Origin of the sequence: Catellatospora paridis, from assembly GCF_009720365.1 — a bacterium.
Classification (GTDB): Bacteria; Actinomycetota; Actinomycetes; order Mycobacteriales; family Micromonosporaceae; genus Catellatospora; species Catellatospora paridis.
Genome location: NZ_ML769319.1, coordinates 256390 through 277455 on the forward strand (window position 1 = coordinate 256390; position 21066 = coordinate 277455).

23 protein-coding genes are annotated in these 21066 nt (G+C 70.4%); 13 read left to right on the forward strand and 10 right to left on the reverse strand.

Features of this window, described 5'->3' with window-relative positions; all coding sequences use genetic code 11:
* Window positions 1–54: 54 nt before the first annotated feature.
* The 6 genes from F9C41_RS22455 to F9C41_RS22480 all read left to right on the forward strand — a co-directional run bounded on the left by F9C41_RS22455 (window position 55) and on the right by F9C41_RS22480 (window position 6057).
* Window positions 55–657, forward strand: coding sequence for a TMEM165/GDT1 family protein (locus tag F9C41_RS22455; RefSeq protein ID WP_155388781.1), 603 nt, complete (start codon window positions 55–57; stop codon window positions 655–657).
* A gap of 119 nt (window positions 658–776) precedes the next feature.
* Window positions 777–1019 carry a phosphoribosylformylglycinamidine synthase subunit PurS gene (gene purS / locus F9C41_RS22460; protein WP_120317757.1) on the forward strand — a complete coding sequence of 81 codons (243 nt, stop codon included), beginning with the start codon at window positions 777–779 and terminating at the stop codon, window positions 1017–1019.
* The gene (gene purQ, locus F9C41_RS22465; RefSeq protein WP_155388782.1) at window positions 1016–1702 is read left to right on the forward strand and encodes a phosphoribosylformylglycinamidine synthase subunit PurQ; all 687 of its coding nucleotides are present in this window, start codon (window positions 1016–1018) and stop codon (window positions 1700–1702) included. Before purS ends, purQ begins: the two co-directional genes overlap by 4 nt.
* Entirely contained in the window at window positions 1699–4182 is a 2484-nt protein-coding gene (gene purL, locus F9C41_RS22470; protein ID WP_155388783.1) for a phosphoribosylformylglycinamidine synthase subunit PurL, read from the forward strand. The genes purQ and purL overlap by 4 nt, the downstream gene beginning before the upstream one ends.
* Window positions 4183–4364: 182 nt before the next feature.
* Window positions 4365–4895: a sigma-70 family RNA polymerase sigma factor gene (locus tag F9C41_RS22475; RefSeq protein ID WP_155388784.1), complete on the forward strand. Its 531-nt coding sequence runs from the start codon at window positions 4365–4367 to the stop codon at window positions 4893–4895.
* Window positions 4876–6057 (forward strand): hypothetical protein, encoded by a 1182-nt coding sequence (locus tag F9C41_RS22480; protein ID WP_155388785.1) that lies wholly within the window; start codon window positions 4876–4878, stop codon window positions 6055–6057. Before F9C41_RS22475 ends, F9C41_RS22480 begins: the two co-directional genes overlap by 20 nt.
* Before the next feature lie 72 nt (window positions 6058–6129).
* Here F9C41_RS22480 and F9C41_RS22485 read toward each other — a convergent pair whose 3' ends face one another.
* From F9C41_RS22485 to soxR, 3 genes are all read right to left on the reverse strand, one after another.
* Window positions 6130–6786, reverse strand: coding sequence for a transglycosylase domain-containing protein (locus tag F9C41_RS22485; protein WP_155388786.1), 657 nt, complete (start codon window positions 6784–6786; stop codon window positions 6130–6132).
* A gap of 120 nt (window positions 6787–6906) precedes the next feature.
* Window positions 6907–7560 (reverse strand): transglycosylase domain-containing protein, encoded by a 654-nt coding sequence (locus F9C41_RS22490; RefSeq protein ID WP_155388787.1) that lies wholly within the window; start codon window positions 7558–7560, stop codon window positions 6907–6909.
* A 44-nt stretch (window positions 7561–7604) separates the two neighbouring features.
* On the reverse strand, window positions 7605–8042 hold the full coding sequence (soxR, locus tag F9C41_RS22495; RefSeq protein ID WP_155388788.1) for a redox-sensitive transcriptional activator SoxR: 438 nt from the start codon (window positions 8040–8042) through the stop codon (window positions 7605–7607).
* A 50-nt stretch (window positions 8043–8092) separates the two neighbouring features.
* On the opposite strand from soxR, the gene F9C41_RS22500 reads away from it, so the two are divergent.
* Both F9C41_RS22500 and F9C41_RS22505 read left to right on the forward strand, forming a co-directional pair.
* Window positions 8093–8770, forward strand: coding sequence for a transketolase (locus F9C41_RS22500; RefSeq protein WP_407924723.1), 678 nt, complete (start codon window positions 8093–8095; stop codon window positions 8768–8770).
* A 2-nt stretch (window positions 8771–8772) separates the two neighbouring features.
* Window positions 8773–9648: a transketolase family protein gene (locus tag F9C41_RS22505; protein WP_155388789.1), complete on the forward strand. Its 876-nt coding sequence runs from the start codon at window positions 8773–8775 to the stop codon at window positions 9646–9648.
* Window positions 9649–9845: 197 nt separating this feature from the next.
* Here the strand turns inward: F9C41_RS22505 and purM are convergent, their stop codons facing one another.
* The 3 genes from purM to F9C41_RS22520 form a co-directional block, all read right to left on the reverse strand.
* Entirely contained in the window at window positions 9846–10988 is a 1143-nt protein-coding gene (gene purM / locus F9C41_RS22510) for a phosphoribosylformylglycinamidine cyclo-ligase (protein WP_155388790.1), read from the reverse strand.
* Window positions 10989–11053: 65 nt separating this feature from the next.
* Complete coding sequence (purF, locus tag F9C41_RS22515) at window positions 11054–12574, reverse strand: amidophosphoribosyltransferase (RefSeq protein WP_155388791.1); 1521 nt, start codon at window positions 12572–12574, stop codon at window positions 11054–11056.
* Between the two features lie 192 nt (window positions 12575–12766).
* Entirely contained in the window at window positions 12767–13123 is a 357-nt protein-coding gene (locus F9C41_RS22520; protein WP_155388792.1) for a sterol carrier family protein, read from the reverse strand.
* A 362-nt stretch (window positions 13124–13485) separates the two neighbouring features.
* On the opposite strand from F9C41_RS22520, the gene F9C41_RS22525 reads away from it, so the two are divergent.
* From F9C41_RS22525 to amcA, 3 genes are all read left to right on the forward strand, one after another.
* Window positions 13486–15303: a carboxypeptidase regulatory-like domain-containing protein gene (locus F9C41_RS22525; protein ID WP_196279891.1), complete on the forward strand. Its 1818-nt coding sequence runs from the start codon at window positions 13486–13488 to the stop codon at window positions 15301–15303.
* Window positions 15304–15462: 159 nt separating this feature from the next.
* The gene (amcB, locus tag F9C41_RS22530) at window positions 15463–16551 is read left to right on the forward strand and encodes a cyclophane-forming radical SAM peptide maturase AmcB (protein ID WP_155388832.1); all 1089 of its coding nucleotides are present in this window, start codon (window positions 15463–15465) and stop codon (window positions 16549–16551) included.
* A complete protein-coding gene (gene amcA / locus F9C41_RS22535; protein ID WP_155388794.1) occupies window positions 16535–16720 on the forward strand; it encodes a multiple cyclophane-containing RiPP AmcA in 186 nt (61 codons plus the stop codon). The genes amcB and amcA overlap by 17 nt, the downstream gene beginning before the upstream one ends.
* Before the next feature lie 20 nt (window positions 16721–16740).
* On the opposite strand, the gene F9C41_RS22540 is transcribed toward amcA, so the two are convergent.
* Window positions 16741–16989, reverse strand: a complete 249-nt coding sequence (locus F9C41_RS22540; RefSeq protein WP_155388795.1) for a DUF3073 domain-containing protein — start codon at window positions 16987–16989, stop codon at window positions 16741–16743.
* A gap of 319 nt (window positions 16990–17308) precedes the next feature.
* Window positions 17309–18370 (reverse strand): Glu/Leu/Phe/Val family dehydrogenase, encoded by a 1062-nt coding sequence (locus F9C41_RS22545; RefSeq protein ID WP_196279892.1) that lies wholly within the window; start codon window positions 18368–18370, stop codon window positions 17309–17311.
* A 124-nt stretch (window positions 18371–18494) separates the two neighbouring features.
* Between F9C41_RS22545 and F9C41_RS22550 the strand changes: the two genes are divergently transcribed.
* Both F9C41_RS22550 and F9C41_RS22555 read left to right on the forward strand, forming a co-directional pair.
* Window positions 18495–19322 (forward strand): hypothetical protein, encoded by an 828-nt coding sequence (locus tag F9C41_RS22550; protein WP_120317773.1) that lies wholly within the window; start codon window positions 18495–18497, stop codon window positions 19320–19322.
* Window positions 19323–19539: 217 nt separating this feature from the next.
* Window positions 19540–19749, forward strand: a complete 210-nt coding sequence (locus F9C41_RS22555) for a BldC family transcriptional regulator (RefSeq protein ID WP_020522548.1) — start codon at window positions 19540–19542, stop codon at window positions 19747–19749.
* Between the two features lie 102 nt (window positions 19750–19851).
* Here F9C41_RS22555 and F9C41_RS22560 read toward each other — a convergent pair whose 3' ends face one another.
* Both F9C41_RS22560 and F9C41_RS22565 read right to left on the reverse strand, forming a co-directional pair.
* On the reverse strand, window positions 19852–20529 hold the full coding sequence (locus F9C41_RS22560; RefSeq protein WP_230689878.1) for an ABC transporter ATP-binding protein: 678 nt from the start codon (window positions 20527–20529) through the stop codon (window positions 19852–19854).
* A partial coding sequence (locus tag F9C41_RS22565; protein ID WP_155385339.1) for an ABC transporter ATP-binding protein occupies window positions 20522–21066 on the reverse strand: 545 nt, incomplete at its 5' end. The genes F9C41_RS22565 and F9C41_RS22560, both read right to left, overlap by 8 nt.

The window sequence follows — 21066 nt, forward strand, 5'->3', positions numbered from 1 at the left end:
CCGCGGTGCGCCTGTCGGCCCCGTGGGTGTGCGTTGAGCTGGGAGGATCGGCACGTGGAGTTCCTCACCGCGCTGTTGGTCGCCTATGTCGCGATCGTTCCGGTCGAACTGCCGGACAAGACGTTCGTGGCGACGCTCGTGCTGAGCACCCGTTACCGTCCGTTGCCCACCTGGCTCGGTGCGGTCGCGGCGTTCGGGGTGCAGTGCGTGATCGCGGTGGGGTTCGGCGTGCTGCTGACCAAGCTGCCGACCCGGCCGGTGCAGCTGGTGGCCGCGCTGCTGTTCGCGGTAGGGGCGTTCGTCCTGGCCCGGGGCGCGAAGCAGGCCGACGCGGAGGAGAAGGAGCAGGAGGCCGAGTTCGAGGCCAAGGCCGTCGAGCCGAAGCGGGGCTGGCGGGCGGCGGCCGCCAGTTTCGTGGTGCTGTTCACCGCCGAATGGGGCGATCTGTCGCAACTGCTGCTGGCGGGTCTGGTCGCCAGCGGACGCCCGATGTTGCCGACGTTTCTGGGCGGCTGGCTCGGTCTGGCGACGGTTTCCGGACTCGCCGTGCTTCTCGGTCGATGGCTGTTGAAACGGGTGAGACTGGCAGTCATCCGTTACGTCGGAGCCGGGGTGTGTACGGTCCTCGCGGTCGTGACCTTGCTCTCAGCTCTGTGAAAGCAGTCAACTCGTGGGACTTTTGCCGATCCCCAGAATAAGGGGCGACTTGGCCGACCGGTAATCTGGTGGTGCCCGTGGCGGACAGGCAGACATAGAAAAAAGTCAGGAGTTTCCCCGTGGCTCGCGTCGTGGTTGACGTCATGCTTAAGCCCGAGATCCTCGACCCGCAGGGGCAGGCCGTTGCGAACGCGCTGCCCCGCCTGGGCGTCAATGACGTCGCCTCAGTGCGTATCGGTCGTCGTGTGGAGATCGATTTCGCCGGAGATGCCGACCTGGAGAGGGCCCGCGAGATCGCGGACAAGCTCCTCGCCAATCCGGTCATCGAGGACTACGAGATCCGGGTAGTCGAAGCAGCATGAGCAAGATCGGTGTGGTGACCTTCCCCGGTTCGCTGGACGACGGGGACGCGGCCCGTGCCGCACGTATCTCCGGAGCCGAGGTCGTACGGCTCTGGCACGCCGACCCGGACCTGCACGGCGTCGACGCCGTGGTGCTCCCGGGCGGCTTCTCCTACGGTGACTACCTGCGCTGCGGCGCGATCGCCCGGTTCGCGCCGGTGATGGAGACGATCGCCGACGCCGCCCGCGGTGGCATGCCGGTCCTGGGCATCTGCAACGGCTTCCAGATCCTCTGCGAGGCCCACCTGCTGCCCGGCGCGCTGACCCGCAACCAGCACCTGCACTTCCGCAACCGCGACCAGTGGCTGCGGATGGAGAACTCCTCGACGGCCTGGACGAACCACTTCGCCGAGGGCCAGGAGATCCTGATCCCGGTGAAGAACGGCGAGGGCTGCTACGTCGCCGACGAGCGCACCCTGGACGAGCTCGAGGCCAACGGCCAGATCGTCGCGCGCTACGTCCGCGGCAACCCGAACGGATCGACCCGCGACATCGCGGCGATCCGCAACGAGGCCGGCAACGTGCTGGGCATCATGCCCCACCCGGAGCACGCGGTCGAGGCGCTGACCGGCCCGTCGCTGGACGGCCTCGGATTCTTCTCGTCGGTGCTGAAGCACCTGGCCGACGCTAAGGCGGCAGCATGAACCTCGAAGCGATGAGCGTGGACACGGTGAAGGACGCCGAGTCCACCCCCGAAGAGCTGCAGCCCTACCTTGAGCTGGGCCTCAAGGACGACGAGTACCAGCGGATCAAGCAGATCCTGGGCCGCCGGCCGACCCAGTCCGAGCTGGCCATGTACTCGATCATGTGGAGCGAGCACTGCTCGTACAAGTCGAGCAAGGTGCACCTGCGCCAGTTCGGCGAGAAGGCCCCGCCGTCCGACCGGATGCTGGCCGGCATCGGCGAGAACGCCGGTGTCATCCAGATCAACGAGAAGATCGCGGTCACCTTCAAGGTCGAGTCGCACAACCACCCGTCGTTCGTCGAGCCCTACCAGGGTGCGGCGACCGGGGTCGGCGGCATCGTGCGCGACATCCTCGCCATGGGCGCCCGCCCGATCCTGGTGATGGACTCCCTGCGCTTCGGCGCGGCGGACCACCCGGACACCCAGCGGGTGCTGCCCGGCGTGGTCGCGGGCGTCGGCGGCTACGGCAACTGCCTGGGCCTGCCCAACGTCGGCGGCGAGGTCTTCTTCGACGAGTGCTACCAGGGCAACCCGCTGGTCAACGCGCTCAGCCTGGGCGTGCTGCCGGTCGACGGCCTGCAGCGCAAGGAGGCCGACGGCCCCGGCAACATCGTGGTGCTGATGGGCGCGAAGACCGGCCGCGACGGCATCGGCGGCGTGTCGGTGCTGGCGAGCGCGACCTTCGACGACGAGTCGCAGCAGCGCCGGCCGAGCGTGCAGGTGGGCGACCCGTTCACCGAGAAGCTGCTCATCGAGTCCTGCCTGGAGCTGTACGCGGCGAAGCTGATCGTCGGTGTGCAGGACCTCGGCGGCGCGGGCCTGACCTGCGCGCTCACCGAGACCGCCGCCTCGGCGGGCACCGGCATGGACATCCAGCTGGAGAAGGTCCACCTGCGTGAGGCCTCGATGGAGCCGCACGAGATCCTGGCCAGCGAGTCGCAGGAGCGCATGCTCTTCGTCGTGGAGCCGGCCAAGCTGGACGCGGTGCTCGGCATCGCCCAGCTGTGGGGCGTCATCGCGACCCCGATCGGCGTCGTGACCGACACCGGCCGGGTCCGGATCACCTTCCACGGCGAGACCGTGGTGGACGTGCCCCCGGGCAGCCTCGCCGACGACGGCCCGGTGTACGCCCGGCCGTTGCGGGAGCCCGCGGACCTGATCCTGCTGCAGGCGGACCGCGCGGAGACGCTGCCCCGCCCGCACCACGACTTCCAGCTCAAGGACACGATGCTCAAGCTGGCCGCGTCGCCGAACCTGTGCGACCGCAGCTGGGTGACCGAGCAGTACGACCGCTACGTGCTGGGCAACACCGTGCTGGCGCAGCCGGAGGACTCCGGCATCGTCCGCCTCGACGAGGAGACCGGGCTGGGCGTCGCGCTCTCCCTGGACTGCAACTCCCGCTTCGCCCGCCTCGACCCGTACGAGGGCGCGAAGCTGGCCCTGGCCGAGGCGTACCGCAACGTGGCCGTCACCGGCGCCGAGCCGGTCGCCGTCACCGACTGCCTCAACTTCGGCTCGCCGGAGGACCCGGCGGTCATGTGGCAGTTCGCCGAGGCCGTGCGCGGCATCGCCGACGGCTGCCAGGAGCTGGGCATCCCGGTGACCGGCGGCAACGTCAGCTTCTACAACCAGACCGGCGCGGTGGCGATCCACCCGACGCCGGTCGTGGGCGTGCTCGGCGTGCTGGAGAACGTGGCGCAGCGCATCCCGATGGGCTTCAGCCACACCGGCGACGTGCTGGTGCTGCTGGGCGAGACCAGCCTGGAGCTGTCCGGCTCCGAGTGGGCGTGGGTGGCGCACCAGCACCTCGGCGGTCGCCCGCCGAAGGTCGACTTCGCCCGGGAGCAGGCCATCGCCGGCTTCATGCAGCGGGCCGCCGAGACCGGCCTGGTCCGCTCGGCACACGACCTGTCCGACGGTGGTCTGGCACAGGCGCTGGTCGAGTCGGTGCTGCGCAAGGGCCTGGGCGCGACGGTGACCCTGCCCGTGGACATCGAGCCGTTCGTGTCGCTGTTCAGCGAGTCGGCCGGCCGGGTGCTGATCAGCGTTCCGGTGGGCCACCGCCAGGCGTTCGAGTCGCTGCTGGCCGAGCACGAGCTGCCGGCGACCATCCTGGGCCAGGTCGACGACGAGGGCGCGGACCTGACGGTCATCGGCCACGGCGAGGCGGGCCGCTTCACCGTGTCGCAGTCCGAGCTGCGCGAGGCCTTCTCCGGCACCCTGCCGCGGATGTTCGGCGCGGGCGAGTCCGGTGCGGCCGAGGCCGTCACCGCCGGGTCGCCGGCCGAGACCGTGCTGGTGGTCGAGACCGTCGAGATCACCGAGACCGTCGCGGTCGAGGCGGAGGCCCCGGCGGCGCTGCTCGCCGAGGGCGAGCCGTTCGCCGAGCCGAGCGAGCCGGCACAGACCGACGAGACCGAGCGGCGGGCCGAGAGCTAGCCCGCCACGTCGCCAACGGTTGCCTTCGGGTGCCGTCCCACCGCGCGAGCGGCCGGGATGGCACCCGAAGCCGTTTCCGGCGCCGTTTCTCCCAGAAGATCTTCGCAACCTCCCGGCGCGGTGGAGCGTGATGTCGCGACGGGCCACCGGGTCCGTTCCGGACAGGGGAGAGACGGGGAGACATGACCCCTGACAGAGACGACGGACCGGCTCCGCCCGCCGACTTCGAGGAGTGCTACGCCGCGCATTTCCACAGCCTGACCCTGCAGCTCAACGCATACCTGGGCGACCTTGCCGAGGCGCAGGACATGGTGCAGGAGGCGTTCTGCCGCGTGCTGGCCCGGTGGGAGGGCATCGCCCGGTACGCAGATCCGGCGGCGTGGGTGCGGCGGGTCGCCTGGAACCTGGCGACCAGCGGCTGGCGCCGGCGGCGTACCGCGCTGAACTTTCTGCGCCGCCAGCGCGAGGAGCACGTGGCCGCACCCGGCCCGGACCGGGTCGCGCTGACCCGTGCCCTGGCTGGGCTGCCTGCCACGCAGCGTCGCGCCTGCGTCCTGTTCTACCTCGGCCAGCTCACCATCGCGGAGATCGCCGAGCAGGAGGAGGTCGCCGAGGGCACCGTGAAGTCCTGGCTCCACCGAGGTCGTGCCGCACTCGCCGCCCAGCTCACCGAGGCCCGGAAGGAGCCCCACCATGTCCGACCTCGACCGTGAGGACGTCCTGGTCTCCGCGTTCGACTCGTATCGCGCCGAGACCGACCCGCTGATCCGTCCCGAGGGCGCCGCGGCCGCGTTCTCCACCGTGCGACACCGCCGACGGGTCCGCACCGCCGGGGTGGCGGCCTGCGCGGTGCTCGCCGTGCTGGTCGGGGGCGGCACGTACGCCACCCTCGCCGGCCCGCCGCAGGGCGATCCGAACCCGGGAGTCACCCTGACCACGGCCCCGCAACGGTCGGCGGCGGCGAGCCCGAGCCCGCGGCCCGTGTCGCCGTCCCCGGCCGTCACGGGTGGCGACCTGCTCGGCCTGGCGGATGCGGCGCTGGACCTGCACGCCTTCGCTGTCTTCCCTGGGGAATGTCCGGGCGGCTGGACCAAGTTCGACGACGGCAAGGCGGGCAACAGATACATCGACAGTGTGGTGAGCACGGATCTTGACGACGACGGCACACCTGAACTGGTCGCGCTGATCTTCTGCCGGCCCGGGGAGATCCCGCTCGGCCAGGTGGTGGCCTTCCGGCGCGACGACGACAAATTCGTGACGATCGGCGTGGTGGCGCAGATCGAACCGCACACGGTCGGGTCCGAGCGCACGCCCAATGCGGTCGAGCGGATCAGAAAGATCACTGGCGCGGGGCCCGGCCAGGTGCGCGTCGAGGTCGGCAACATCGAGGCGACGTACTCCGACCTGTCCGACGGCCCGGTCGGCATCTGGCAGTGGCGCGTGTTCCGCTGGAACGGCGACGGGTTCACACAGGTGGCCGGTTCGCCTGCGTTCGCGTTCGAGCAGTCGGGCGGCTGGTTCAGCGTGACAGTCGACCGGCTGGCCTTCGGCCCGGCGGTCGGCGGTCGCCGCCCGGCGACGCTCACGGTGACCGTGGACGTGCTCGCTGAGCTCGATCCGGGCAGGCCGCTGTCGGTGCTGGTGTCACTTCCGGCCGCGAGCGGGTACAAGGTCGAGCGGAACGGCTGCGCCGACGGGGCGCAGAACTGGGTGCTGTGCCGGTTCGCCGAGCTGTCGCCGGGTCTGCGCACACTGACGTTCGAGTTCGACTTCCCCGCGGATCCGGTCGAGCAGATCATGCGGGAGCTGAGATTCAGCCACCTGCACCTCCGCGTCGGCGACCAGGAGTTCATGCGGTCCAAGCTGGGGACCTGAGCCTCGCGGCAGGTGAGCTGACGGACGGCCACCACATCGCAGAGCGTCCGCGCGGTGGTGGCCGTCCCGGCGTCAGCCGCCGGTAGTGGCGGGGAAGGTCAGCCCGGCCCGCTCGGTGGCGTACAGCCAGCCGCGCTCGACCATCGTGTCGAGCACCCTGTTCCAGGCGGCCCGCACGTCGCCCGGGACGGGGTCGAGGTGTGCCGCGAGCAGCGCCGCCTCGGCGACGGTGAGGTCCCGCGGGTGCTTGCCGACATACAGCATCGCGGCCGCCTCAAGCCCGATCGCGCCCTCGCCGTAGTGCGCGGTGTTGAGGTAGAAGTCGAGCAGCTGGGCCTTCGTGTACCAGCCCTCCAGCTTGTGCGCGCCGACGCGCACGCGCCAGCTGTCCAGGTCGTCCCAGGACATTCCCATCGCGACCACCGCGTACCGCTTGGTGATCTCCGAGGACGGCCAGACGAGCTCGCTCGACTGCTGGTAGAAGTCCGGGTCGGCGGCGGCCACGATGGCGTTGGCGACACCCGGGCGCAGGTTCTCCGCCCGCACCTGCTGCGTGCCCGACTTGTCCCGCGGGATGGGCACCGTGGTGTAGTAGTACTCGGCCAGGCCGAAGGCGACGCCCGCGAGGAGCACGAGCGCTACCACGGTCCCCACCAGCCAGCGCAGCACGCGCCGGCGTGGCGGGGGCATGGCTGCCGCCGCGGACTTCGGGAGTTCGACAAGGGTCATTCCGTCACGGTAAACGCATCGACGATCGTTCGCAGCCCGAAGCGTCCTGCCTGCCGCGCGATATGGCCGGGCGACCAGGCGAAGGCCGGGTTGCTACTTCTGCGCCGGGGCGGCGACGGGCTACCGGATGGTGGGATAGGACAGCACGGTCAGGTCCGCCTGGGCCAGCCAGCCGCGCGCCACCATGGAGCGGAGCACCTGCTCCCAGGCCGCCATCCGGTTGGCGGGGGCGTCCGGGGCGAGCTCGGCTGCGAGCACGGCGGCCTCGGCCACGGTCAGCCGGGTCGCGGGCTTGCCGAAGTATGCCTGGGCCGCCGGTTCGAGGCCGATCGCGCCGCGGCCGAAGTCGGCGGTGTTGAGATAGAAGCCCAGGATCTGCTGGTGGGTGTACTGGTCGTCCAGCCTGTCCGCCATGATGCCGATCCGCGTGCTGGAGGCGTCGGCGTCCTGCGCGGCGTACGCGACGTAGCGGCGGGTGATCAGCGAAGCCGACCAGGGCCGGAACGGGTCCTCGTAGAAGGCGGGGTCGACGGCGGCGACGAACGTGTTGAGCACCGGCAGCGGCAGCTCGGTGACGTCCGCGACCGCGTGGTCCACCCGGAACTCGCCCGGCTCGGGGATGCTGTCGTAGTACATGCTCGCGGCTAGCCCGGCCCCGGCCAAGGTCAGGACCAGCACACCCGCCACGATGCCGAGCGCGCGCAGCCGGCGGCCCGTGCGGGCGGGCGGCGGGGGTGGCGGTGGCTGCTCGACATCGACATCAGCGAGAGTCATGCGGCCACTTTAGGCGGATTGCGGCCGCTGCGCCGTCCCGCTGATCAGCCCAGCAGCTTGCGCGGGCCGGAGCCCTGCGCGGCCAGCTCGTCGCCCGGGTTGTAGAGCCGGCACGACTGCAGGGACAGGCAGCCGCAGCCGATGCACCCGTCGAGGGTGTCGCGCAGGCGCTGCATCAGGGCGATGCGTTCGTCGAGTTCGGACCGCCAGCGGGCGGAGAGCCGGGTCCAGTCGGCCTTGGTCGGCGTACGCCCCTCGGGGAGTTCCTTCAGCGCGTCCCTGATCCGCTCCAGGGACACCCCGACCTGCTGCGCGATCCGGATGAACGAGACGCGGCGCAGCTCGCTGCGCTCATACCGGCGCTGGTTGCCGCTGGTGCGGGTGGAGTGGATCAGCCCGCGTTCCTCGTAGAAGCGCAGCGCCGACGGCGCGACCCCGCTGCGGGCCGCCAGCTCGCCGATGGTGAGCGTCACCGGTTTCACGCGTCCCCCGTACTTGAGTTCAAGTGCACTTTAACTTGCAGGCTACTCTCATGACGCTGATGGATGTCGAGCCGCTGCTTCGGCGGCTGACCGGGGACGAGAAGCACGCGCCGAGCGCGTTCTCGACCCTGGACGTGCTCTGGGTGCTCTACGACCGGGTGCTGCGGGTGGACCCGCGCCGGCTCGACGACCCCGACCGGGACCGCTTCCTGCTCTCCAAGGGACACGGTCCGGCTGCCTACTACGCGGTGCTGGCGGCGAAGGGTTTCCTCCCGCACGACTGGCTGGACGACCTCGGCGGTGCGGACAGCCCGCTCGGCCACCACCCGGACCGGCTGCGGGTGCCGGGCGTGGAGATCAGCTCGGGTTCGCTCGGGCACGGGCTGGGCCTGGGCGTGGGCACCGCGCTTGGCCTGCGGGCCCAGGGGCGGCTGGAGCCGCGGGTGTACGTGCTGCTCGGCGACGCGGAACTGGACGAGGGCAGCAACCACGAGGCCATCGCGTACGCGGGGGCGACGGGGCTGGACTCGGTCACCGCCGTGGTGATCGACAACCGGAGCGCGTCACACGGCTGGCCGGGCGGGATCGCCTCCCGGTTCGCGGTGCACGGCTGGACCGCGGTCACCGTCGACGGGCGCGACCACGACGCCGTCGAAGCCGGGCTGAGGAAGGCGACCGAGGGCGCGCCGCACGTGGTCGTGGCGGTCGTCGAGACCAAGGGGAGCTGATCATGAGGCAGGCGTTCATCGACACGGCGACGGCGCTGATCGACGCGGATCCCCGCACGGCGCTGGTGCTGGCCGACATCTCGGCCGCGGCATTCGAGCGGGCGGCGCTCAAGCACCCCGACCGGGTGCTCAACGTCGGCATCCGCGAGCAGCTCATGATCGGCGTGGCGGGCGGGCTGGCGCTGACCGGGCTCCGGCCCATCGCGCACAGCTACGCGACGTTCCTGGTCGACCGGGCATACGAGCAGATCAAGCTGGACCTGGCCCACCAGGGCACGGGTGCGATCCTGGTCAGCGTGGGCGCGTCCTACGACGGCTCTTCCGAGGGCTACACCCACATGTCACCGATGGATGTGCAGCTCATCGACACCCTGCCCGGCTGGACCATCCACGTGCCCGGCCACCCGGGAGAGGTTGCGCCCCTGCTCACCGCGGCCGCCGCCCACGACGACCCGGTCTACCTGCGGCTGTCGACCCAGACCAATGACATCGCGTACGCCGACGCGTCTTCGCTGCGCCCCGTGCGCCACGGCACGAAGGCTCTGGTCGTGGCAGTCGGCCCGATGCTCGCCCCGGTCCTCGAAGCCACGAAGGACCTCGACGTCACCGTGGCTTACACCCACACGCCACGCCCGTTCGACACCACCGGCCTGCGCGAACTCGCCACCTCGGGCAACGTGGCCCTGGTCGAGCCCTACCTTGCCGGCACCTCGGCCCACGTGATCTCCGAGGCCCTCGCCGACCGCCCGCACCGCCTCCTCAGCCTCGGCGTAACCCGCCGTGACCTGCATGCCTACGGCACCCCCGCCGACCACGCCCGCTGGCACGGCCTCGACCCCGCCACCCTCCGCGCCTCCCTGACCCTCTGGCTCCCCTGACCCTCCCCGGCTCCCGTACCCCCGGGCTCCCGTAACCCCTGGCTCCTGACCAAGCCCATGCCGAAGCCCCTCACCAAGAAAGATCGCGACGATCTTGCGTGAACTGTTAGGGATATGCCCGATTGGGGCGTGTCATCCCCACAGCTTGCGCAAGATCGTCGCGATCTTGGGTGTGGCGGTGTGGCGGTGTGGCGGGGTTAGCCGCGGGTGTGGGAGCCGAGCATGTGGACCTGGCCGGTGCCTTCGATGATGTCGCCGACGTGCCAGCACTCGACGCCGCGGCCGGTGAGCAGGGCCATGGCGCGGTCGGCGTCGGCGGCGGAGACGACGGCGAACATGCCGACGCCCATGTTGAAGGTCGACTCCAGGTCGTGCTGGTCGATGCGGCCCTTGCGCTGGATCAGGTCGAAGATGGGCTGGGGGGCCCAGGTGGAGCGGTTGACCGTCGCGTCGAGGTGCTTGGGCAGGACGCGGACCAGGTTGCCGGGGATGCCGCCGCCGGTGACGTGGGCGAACGCGCGCACGTCGCACTCGGCGATCAGGCTGAGGCAGTCCTTGGCGTAGATCTTGGTGGGGGTCAGCAGCTCCTCGCCGAGGGTGCGCTGGTCGCCCAGGTCCTCGATGACGGAGTCGAGCTTCAGGCGGGCCTGGCCCAGGAGCACGTGGCGGACCAGCGAGTAGCCGTTGGAGTGCAGGCCGGACGAGCGCATCGCGATGACCACGTCACCGGGCTGCACCCGCTCCGCGCCGAGGATCTCGTCCTCCTCGACGACGCCGACGCCGTTGGCCGACAGGTCGTACTCGTCCGGGCGCATCAGGCCGGGGTGCTCGGCGGTCTCGCCGCCCAGCAGCGCGCACCCGGCGTAGCGGCAGCCGTCGGCGATGCCCGCGCCGATCTCGGCGACCCGGTCCGGCACGACCTCGCCGCAGGCGATGTAGTCGAGCAGGAACAGCGGCTCCGCGCCGCACGCGACCAGGTCGTCGACGACCATCGCGACCAGGTCGATGCCGACCGTGTCGTGGATGTTCATCTGCTGCGCGATGGCCAGCTTGGTGCCCACGCCGTCGGTCGACGAGGCCAGCACCGGGCTCTTGTACTTGGAGGTGTCGAGCTTGAACAGGCCGGAGAAACCACCGAGCCCGCCCAGCACCTCGGGACGGTGCGTCCGAGCGACCTTGCCCTTCAGCAGTTCCACCGCCTTGTCACCGGCGTGGATCGACACGCCCGCGTCGGCGTAGGTGACGGTGCGACGGCGGTTGGTGCTGCCACCCGCCGTCCACAGCTGACGGTCTCCGTTCTCCGGTTGCCCGGAGACGGGGCGCTCGGTCACGTGCGTCACGGTATTTCTCCTCTTGGTGCGCGGCACCGCTCTGGGAAGGGTCGGCGGTGCCGTGACGAGTGGTACTAAGACCGGCTCAGTTCCGTGGACGGAGCTGGGACCTGGTCGCCGCTGAGCTCTTCGGACTCGACCCGGCGGCCGACCCCTTCGAGCACGTGTTTGCCGATCAGGTTGCTGGCCGGCAGCTTGATCGGGTATTCGCCGTCGAAGCAGGCCCGGCACAGGCGGTTCTTCGGCTGCTCGGAGGCGGCGATGAGCCCCTCCAGCGACACGTAGCCGAGCGAGTCGGCGCCGATGGAGCGGCGGATGCCCTCCATGTCCATGCCGTTCGCCAGCAGTTCGGCGCCGGTCGCGAAGTCGATGCCGTAGAAACACGGCCACTTCACCGGCGGAGAGGAGATGCGCACGTGCACCTCCAGCGCGCCCGCCTCGCGCAGCATGCGCACGATGGCGCGCTGCGTGGTGCCGCGCACGATGGAGTCGTCGACCACGACGAGGCGCTTGCCCCGCACGTTGTCGCGCAGCGGGTTCAGCTTGAGGCGGACGCCCAGCGCGCGGATGGTCTGCGACGGCTGGATGAAGGTGCGCCCGACGTAGGCGTTCTTCATGAGGCCCTGGCCGTAGGGGATGCCGGAAGCCTCCGCGTAGCCGATCGCGGCCGGGGTGCCCGACTCGGGCACCGGGATGACCAGATCGGCCTCGACCGGATGCTCGGCGGCCAGCCTGCGGCCGATCTCCACCCGGGTCGAGTAGATGTTGCGGCCGGAGATGGTCGCGTCCGGGCGGGCGAGGTAGACGTACTCGAACAGGCAGCCCTTGGGGTCCGGCGCGGCGAAGCGCGAGGAGCGCAGGCCGTATTCGTCGATGGCGATCAGCTCGCCGGGCTCGACCTCGCGGACCACGGAGGCGCCGACGATGTCCAGTGCCGCCTGCTCGCTCGCGACGACCCAGCCGCGCTCCAGCCGGCCCAGCACCAGGGGGCGCACGCCGTGGTGGTCACGGGCGGCGTAGAGGGTGTTCTCGTCCATGAAGACGAAGCTGAACGCGCCCTCGACGGTCGGCAGCACCTTCATCGCGGCGGCTTCGACGGACAGGTCGGGGTGCCCGGCCAGCAGCATCGTCACCAGGCTGGTGTCGTTGGTGGAGCCGCGGCTGTCCATGCCGAGCTCGGCGGCGCGGCGGGCCAGGTCGGCGGTGTTCACCAGGTTGCCGTTGTGGGCCAGCGCGATTGTGGTGCCCGAGGTGGTCGACTGCAGCGTGGGCTGGGAGTTCTCCCAGGTCGAGTCGCCGGTGGTCGAGTAGCGCGCGTGCCCGATGGCGAGGTGCCCGCGCAGGCTGGCCAGCGTCGGCTCGTCGAAGACCTGGGCGACCAGGCCGACGTCCTTGTAGACCACCACGCCGGATCCGTCGCTCACCGCGATGCCGGCGGCCTCCTGGCCGCGGTGCTGCAGCGCGTACAGGCCGAAGTAGGTGAGCTTGGCAACCTCTTCACCAGGAGCCCAGACACCGAAGACGCCGCATGCGTCTTGCGGGCCTGGCCGGTGGGGGTCGAGTTCGTGGCTCAACCGGCCGTCGCCTCGGGGCACCCTGTTGCTCCTTGCGCTTGTCGCTTCAGTAGCTGCCTAGATGCCCTGCTCAGTGAGCCGGCATCGGTGGTGTGTGTCGGCGTCCGGCGGCGATCGCCGCCGCAGCTCAGTGTACGTGACCCGGCAGGGTGGGCACCCCGGTGGCCGGGCTGTGTGCTACGTGACTGAATCCGGAACCCGCGGGTGGGCGGCCTAGACAATAGGGAAAAGGCTGCTGATATCGGAACGAATGCCGCTCGCGCGAATCCGCCCATCCGCCACCGCGGCCGCCCAATCCACCCGGCCCGCGGCGAGCTGAAGGAAGGTGACCGGATCGGTCTCGACGAGATTCGGTGGCGTGCCTCTCGTGTGCCTTGGCCCCTCGACGCACTGAATCGCGCCGTAAGGAGGAACACGCACCTCCACCGAACGGCCAGGTGCCGTGGCCGCAAGACGTGCCAACAATGCCCTAACCGCATCGCGGAGCGTCAAACGTTCCGGAGTCTGCCCGCTGGCCAGGCAGTCCAAAGCCGATGTCACGGCGGGGGAGATATCCGGCGAGGAGGACATAACCGGACGATACAAGATGACTTCCGCTCACTTTGTGGCGGCCCTGGGTCGCGCAACCCTTGCTTCGCAAGGCATAGTTGCGGTCGGTGTATTCCCGCAGCGCCCCCCACACCCCGATCGCTGTGGGATATCGAGGAGCTTGGAAGGCGGTGGCCGTGACTACCCAGCGACGGTCCTGGTTGGCACGCGTCGGAGTGGTAGCGATGGTGTCACTCGGCACTCTCATCGGCGTCACATCCCCAGCGCAAGCGGCACCCAGTGTCAGTGAACTTACGATCTCGCCCGGCTCCATCACGATTGATGCCGGCAGCGACGAGGTTGTGCAGGTCAACGCGAAATCTGAGGACCCGGCAGGCGGCCCGGTGAGCGTTACCCTGGCAAGCCTTCCCGGCGGGCTCAGCAAGGACGGCGACTGTGTCGTCACCTTCGACGCCGGGGGCGGACCGGGGAATGCGAAGTCGGGTTCGTGCAACCTGAAGCTGAAGGCGTCGTCCAGTGCGGCCTCGATCGCGGGTGACGCTGTCACGGTGGTGCTGGGCAACCAGCAGAAGACGCTGACCGTCACGATCAAGGGCGCCACCCAGCAGGCGCCGGAGACCACCGGGAAGATCTCGGGTGTGGTTCGGGATCAGAAGACCGGTGACCCGATCAGCGGCGCACTCGTGGCGCTGTCCGACGGTGACGGCAAGGACTTCCCGACCAAGACGACGGGCGCGGCCGGCACCTTCCTGTTCGACCCGGCCAAGACCGGTGCGATCGCGCCGGGCCTGATCGTCGTCACGGTCAGCAAGGACCCGTACACGCTGAAGTCCGCGTCGGTGACCCTGAACGCCGGGCAGTCGAAGGCCGACGTCAACATCTCGATGGTCAACCCGAGCGCGACCGCGTCGCCGACCGCAGAGGTGACGCCGACCGGCGAGGAGAGCCCGGCCGCCGAGGAATCCGCCGACACCAGCGGCGAGGCCGTTGCCACCGACCCGGCCTCGAACGAGGAGGACAGCGGTCTCGGCACCATGACCTGGATCATGATCATCCTGGGTGGCCTGCTCGTCGCGCTGGGCATCGGCGCGATCGTCCTGCTCGTGATGAAGCGCGGCGGCGACGACGACGACGATGACGATGATGACGACGACGATGACGACGACGAGCCGGTGCGCGGCCGTCCGGGCGTGCGGCCCGCGGCCCAGCCCGTTCGCGCGGGTGCCGGAGCCGGTACCTACGGCGGTGGCGGTGGCGGTGGCGCCTATGGCCGCCCCGCCGACCCGACCATGGTGGCCCGTCCGGGTGCCGACGCGACGGTGATGCACCGCCCCGGCGAGTACGGCGGCGTGCCCGCGCAGCGCGGCCCACAGCAGCCCTACGGCGCCCCGGCCCAGCCGACCCAGCAGTACGGCGGCGGCTACGGCTCGCCCGCGCAGCCGACCCAGTACGGCGGCTACGACGGCCAGGCCGCAGGCGGCTACGGCTCCCCCGTCGCGCCGACGAGCGGCTACGGCAGCCCCGCGCCCACCAGCGGCTACGGCAGCCCCGCGCCCACCAGCGGTTACGGCAGCCCGGCCCCGACCTCGGGCTACGGCAGCCCGGCCCCGACGTCCGGTTACGGCGGCGCCGCGCCGACGTCCGGTTACGGCGGCTCCCCGGCCGACGCCTACGGTTCGACCACCCCGACCTCCGGCTACAGCGGCGGGCAGCCCAGCTACGACCAGGGCTACGGCCAGCAGGCCGGCTACGGCGAGCAGCAGGGCTACGGCCAGCAGGCGGGCTACGGCCAGCAGCAGGGCTACCAGGGCCAGTACGACGAGCCCACGCACTACGCGGGCCCGACGTCCGGCGGCAGCGCCTACGGCCAGCAGCCGGGCGGGTACGGCCAGCAGCAGCCGGGCTACGGCCAGGAGCCGTACGGCCAGCAGGCCGGCGGCTACGGCCAGCAGGACCCGTACGGCGCTCAGCAGCCCGCCGGGTACGGCCAGCAGCAGCCCGGTTACGGGCAGCAGGACCCGTACGGCGCCCAGGCCGGCTACGGCCAGCAGCAGGACCCGTACGGCACCCCGCCGGCCGCCGATTACGGCCAGCAGGACCCGTACGGCGCCCAGGGCGGCTACGGCCAGCAGGGCAGCGGTTACCACGACGACCGCCGCAGCAACCGGGACAACCGCCGTCTCGACTGGCTCGACGACTGATCGTCAGCACTCGTGAACAGCAGACGCCCTCCGGAGTTCCCGGGGGGCGTCTGCGTGTGCGGGGCCCGTTGCGCGGCGTGTCGGGACGCACCGGGCGGGAGTGAGGAGACAGAAGGCGGCGCGGTTTGCTGGAATGGTGGGGTGGCCGTCGTCAACGGCATGCGCGGGGTCTCCCGCGTGCCGGCATATGTGGTGATGCAGCCCACGACCCTGTGCAACCTGGACTGCGTCTACTGCTACCTGCCCCTGCGTGCGCAGGACCGCCGGATGCCGGTGGAGGTGGCGCGGGCGGTGGCGGCCGATGCGAACGTCTGGGCGGCCCGGGACCGCTTCTCGGTGGTGTGGCACGGGGGTGAGCCCCTTGCGGCCGGCAGGGAGCATCTGGGGGCGCTGATGGCCCCTTTCGGGCCCGCGGTGGAACAGCACGTGCAGACCAACGCGACGCTGCTGGACGACGCCTGGTGCGAGTTCTTCGCCGCCCGCGGGGTGCGGGTGAGCGTGAGCGTGGACGGGCCCGAGGACCTCAACGGGCAGCGGGTCTCGCGCGCGGGGCGGCCCGCGTACGCCCGGATCGCAAAGGGGATCGCGGCGCTGCGCCGGCACGGCCAGCCGTTCGCCGCGCTGTGCGTGGTGGGTGATCCGCGACCGGGCGTGGCGGCCCGGCTCTACGAGTACTTCCTGACGCTGGGCTGCGACACGCTCGGCGTCAACATCGAGGAGCGGGAGGGCGTCAACGAGCGCCCCAACTCCCATGATCCGGAAGCGGTGCGGGCCTTCTGGGCCGAGCTGGTCGCGGCGTGGCGCGCCGACCCGCGGATCCACGTCCGCGAGCTGGAGTGGAGCCTGCGCTATGTCGGCGCGGTGCTCGACGGCACGTCCGGCGACCTGCTGCCGCGTGAGCTGGACCCGATTCCGACCGTCGGGTATGACGGCGCGGTGGTGCTGCTCTCGCCGGAGCTGGCGGGCTTCCACGACCCGGTGCACGGCGACTTCAGCAGCGGCAACGTGCTGCAGGCCCCGCTGTCGGAGCTGCTGACCGAGCCGCGGCGCACCAGCTGGGTGCCGGAGTTCCTCAGCGGGGTCGAGGCATGCCGGGACACCTGCCCGTACTTCGGCTTCTGCGGCGGCGGGCACGCCGCCAACCGGTACTTCGAGCACGGAAGGTTCGACGGCACGGAGACCGAGCACTGCCGCAACAGCAAGATCCATCTACTGGAGGGAGTGCTCGACCATGTCCGAAGCTCTTGAGGACCGGATCCGCGACGCGCGTGGCGAACTGGCTCCCCTGCTGGAGGAGGCCCGGCTCGCACGACTGGCCCGAAGCGAAGTGCCAGGCGCAGACAGCACGGCTGTCTGCGCCTGGAACCACTTCGAGAACATCCCGACGTTCTTCAACTGGAACAACCGGCCGCGCTGAGACGGCGGTCGTTCAGGAAGTCAGCGGCGGGGAGTCCAGTCCTTACCGTCGTCTTCATCGTCGTCGTCGACGGCGTAGTTCCCGTACGGGTCGTACGGATCCGGCTCGTCGTCTTCGCGCTGATCCTCGACAACAGCACTGCCGCTGCCGCTGCTGAGCTCGCTACCGGCAAGCTCGCGCTGCAAGGCGGCGAGGTCGGTGTTCGGGGAGTGGTACTTCAACTCCCGGGCCACCTTAGTCTGCTTGGCCTTAGCTCGGCCGCGCCCCATGGCCGACCCCCTCGCACATGAATGACGGGGCTACCCGAAGGCGGGCCCCGATGACGTCAGACATCTCTCGTGGGTCATACGGTACATGGGAGGAGGCCACTTCGGCATCTCGGGTTACCGGGTGTCTGGCAGCACATCGGAACCTGTCCGTTTTATTACTGGTAAGGAGTATATCCCTCCCCAGTAATGACGGCCCAGCCTCCGGACCAGCGCCGGAATCCGTCCTTGATCGCAGAAGTTGCCTGGCAATCGGGCGAATGACTGCTCAAGATACGCACGATTGCCAGGCAACTCGAATGATCTAGATCCGGGCGTGGCGCTAGATCCGGATGGTGCGCAGGCGGCCCACCTCGGCCATGCGCTGCTCGGCGAGGCGGTCGGCGGCGGAGGCCGGCGAGATGCCCTCGGTGTCGGCCAGCTCCAGGATCCGCTTGGTGGTGTCGTAGATCTTGGTGGCGCGCAGCTTGGCCCGCTCGAAGTTGAAGCCGTCGATCTCGTCCGCGACCTGGATCACACCGCCCGAGTTGACCAGGTAGTCGGGTGCGTACAGGATGCCGCGGTCGACCAGCAGCTTCTCGATGCCGGTGTGGGCGAGCTGGTTGTTGGCCGCGCCGGCGACGATCTGGGCCCGCAGCGCGGGCACGGTGTCGTCGTTGAGCGCGCCGCCCAGCGCGCAGGGCGCGTAGACGTCGATGTCGCTGGTGATCAGTGCGGTCGCGTCGGCCACCAGGCTCACCTGCGGGTACGTCGCCTTGGCCCATTCCAGGGCCTTCGGGTGGACATCGGTGGCCACGACCTCGGCGCCGTCCTCGACGAGGTGCGCGACGAGGTACTTGCCGACCTTGCCCAGGCCGGCCACGCCGACCCGCTTGCCCTTCAGCGACGGGGTGCCCCAGCGGTGCTCGGACGCGGCGCGCATGCCCTGGAAGACGCCCCAGGCGGTGAGGATCGAGGAGTCGCCGGCGCCGCCGTACTCCACGCTGCGGCCGGTGACGAACTGCGTCTCCCGGGCCACGATGTCCATGTCCTGCACGTACGTGCCGACGTCGCAGGCGGTGTAGTAGCGCCCGCCCAGGGACTGCACGAACCGGCCGTACGCCCGCAGCAGCTGCTCGGACTTGATCTGGTCCGGGTCGCCCCAGATGACCGCCTTGCCGCCGCCCAGGTCCAGCCCGGCGAGGGCGTTCTTGTACGCCATGCCGCGGGAGAGGTCCAGCACGTCGTGCAGGGCCTCGTCCTCCGAGGCGTAGGGGTAGAAGCGCGTGCCGCCCAAGGCGGGCCCCAGCGCCGTCGAGTAGATGCCGATGATCGCTTTCAGGCCGCTGGCCCGGTCCTGGCAGAACACGACCTGCTCGTGACTGCCGTCGGTGAATACGCCCACTGCTGGCTCCAAGGTGACGTCGATGGCCCTTGTGAGGCCCATCCTGCTCGGTCTTTCCGAGGGGTCGGGCGACGCCGCGGTAGCGACGCTCCCGCTGACAGCCTAATCGTGGGAGGATCGCGAGGTGCCGTCACAGTTCGCCGCGTACCTGAGGGTCTACGAGCCGCTCACCGCGTTCGCGCCGGAACGTGAGCGATTCTGGCGCCGCTACGTCGACGAGGGGCGCGCTGTAGGCGTGTCCGACGGGCCCGGCCGCCAGCGGGCGACCGTGCTCGAAGCGCTCGGCGCGGGCTGGTCGCGGCTGCCGGACCTGCCCGATGAGGCGTACGTCATGCAGGGGCTGACCGGGCAGACCGAGGTGACCCTGGTCTGCCCCTGGAACCTGCGGGTCCGGGTGGCCGAGGCGGCGCTGCAGGCGCGCGACGGGGTGCCGCAGGTGCTGGCCGACGCGTTCGTGCCGCCGGTGCTGGTGGACCTGGCGCAGACCGTGGTCGAGCAGACCCGGGCCGAGGACCGCATGCACGAGCAGGTCGCCACCTGGGGCGTGCCGCTGCGCTGGTTCGTGCTGGTCTCCCCGGCGGAGCGCGACCTGGTGCTCGAACCGACCCGCCGGGTGCTGCGCTACCGCACCGAGATCGGCAAGGCCCGCCAGCGGGCCCACAAGGGGCTGCGCGTGCTGCGCCGGACCCTGGGCGACGTGCCCATCACCGACTCGCTGCGGGAGACCGCCCGCTGGCTGGAGTCGTTCCACCCCGGCTCGGTGGTGGAGCTGGACTACGGCGGCCTCACCGGCCTGCTTCCCGAGGAAGCGCTGCGCGACGACGACTCCGTCGAGCTGGTCGCCACGGGTCTGGCCGGGCTGGAGCGCGAGGACGGCGACGCCGCCACGGCGGCGTACGAGCAGCTCGTGCAGCGGTGGCGGGCGATCCAGCTGATGGAGCGAAGCAACTGACAGTGAGTAGTTTTCGAGTAACTTTCAGTGATCGAAAGCTATGAAATTACTGTCTTCATCCGCTAAAAGCAGACATGTCGTTCATTCATCATCCGTCCATCCACGGACCTTCACCCGTTCGGCCCATGTCGGACATCGGGGACTAGCCGGACTATGGGTAGCGCGTTGGCCGGCGGGACCCCGGCCTACGTCTATAGGTACTTGTGGAGGAGACCGCATGGCGTCGCGTACGCACGAACCAGAACCCCTGCTCACCCCGGCAGAGGTCGCATCGATGTTCCGCGTCGACCCGAAGACGGTGACCCGGTGGGCCAAGGCGGGCAAGCTCAGTGCGATTCGCACGCTGGGCGGCCACCGTCGCTACCGTGAGTCGGAGGTGCGCGCTCTGCTCCAGGGTCAGATCCCGCACCAGCGTCAGGGCGACTGAGCAGCACAACCGGAGGGCTGACCGCCCTCCTACATACCCCCCATGGCCAAAGCTCCGCCCACGCTGCCCCCGCAGCGGGACGGAGCTTTGGTCATTTTCAGGTCAGGGGACGAGTGCGCCGTCGCGCAGCGTGACGACCCGGTCGGCCATCTCCATCAGTGCCGCGTCGTGGGTGGCGACGAGTGCGGTCATGCCGCGGGCGTGCACCAGGGCGCGGAGCAGGTCCATGATCTGGCGGCCGGTCTCGGAGTCGAGCTGGCCGGTCGGTTCGTCGGCGATGAGCAGTTGCGGGTCGTTGGCCAGCGCGCGGGCGACCGCGACGCGCTGCTGCTGGCCGCCGGACAGCTCGTACGGCCGCTGGTTGGCGTGCCCGCCGACCCCGACCAGTTCCAGCAGCACCGACACCCGCTGCTCGCGCTCTGCGGGCGGCACCTTCGCCAGCCGCAGCGGCACGCCCACGTTCTCGGCCGCGGACAGGATCGGCACCAGCCCGAACGACTGGAACACGAACCCGATCACGTCTCGGCGCAGGGTCACCAGCTGAGGCTCGGCCGCGGAGGTGACCTCCTGCCCGCCGATGAAGACCTTGCCCGAGGTGGGCCGGTCCAGGCCGCCGATGATGTTGAGCAGCGTCGTCTTGCCCGCGCCCGAACGGCCGCGCACCGCCACCAGCTCGCCCCGCCCGGCGCTGAACGACACGTCCCGCACCGCGTGCACGACCTTGCCGGCCCGGCCGAAGTCACGGCAAATGTTCTCCACCCTGACCAGCTCGTCAGCCACGGCGCACCTCCACATGGTCGGACTCCAGGTTCAGCTTCACCCGGTCCTTGAGTTCCAGTTCCTGCACGAACGACGACGGCAGCTGCATCCGGCCCGCCCGGTCCAGCACCGCGTACTCCTCGCTGACCAGCTCCGTGCCGCCGTCGGCGGTGACCCGCGCACTGCGGCGCACCTCCGAGGCCAGCCGCCCGTCACGGATGGCCACGGTACGCCGGACCTGCGTGGACACGTTCGGGTCGTGGGTCACCACCACCACCGTCACACCCAGCTCGGCGTTGATCGTCTGCAACGCGGTGAACACCGCCGCCGCGGTCGACTCGTCCAGCTCACCGGTCGGTTCGTCGGCGAACAGCACCTCCGGGTCGTTGGCCACCGCCAGGGCGACCGCGACGCGCTGCTGCTCGCCGCCGGACATCTGATCCGGCCGCCGGTCCGCGCAGTAGCCGACGCCGACCATCTCGAGCAGCTCGTAGGCCCGCTGCCGGGCCGCGCGGCCCGACCGCGTGCCCGCCAGCTTCATCGGCGTGATCACGTTCT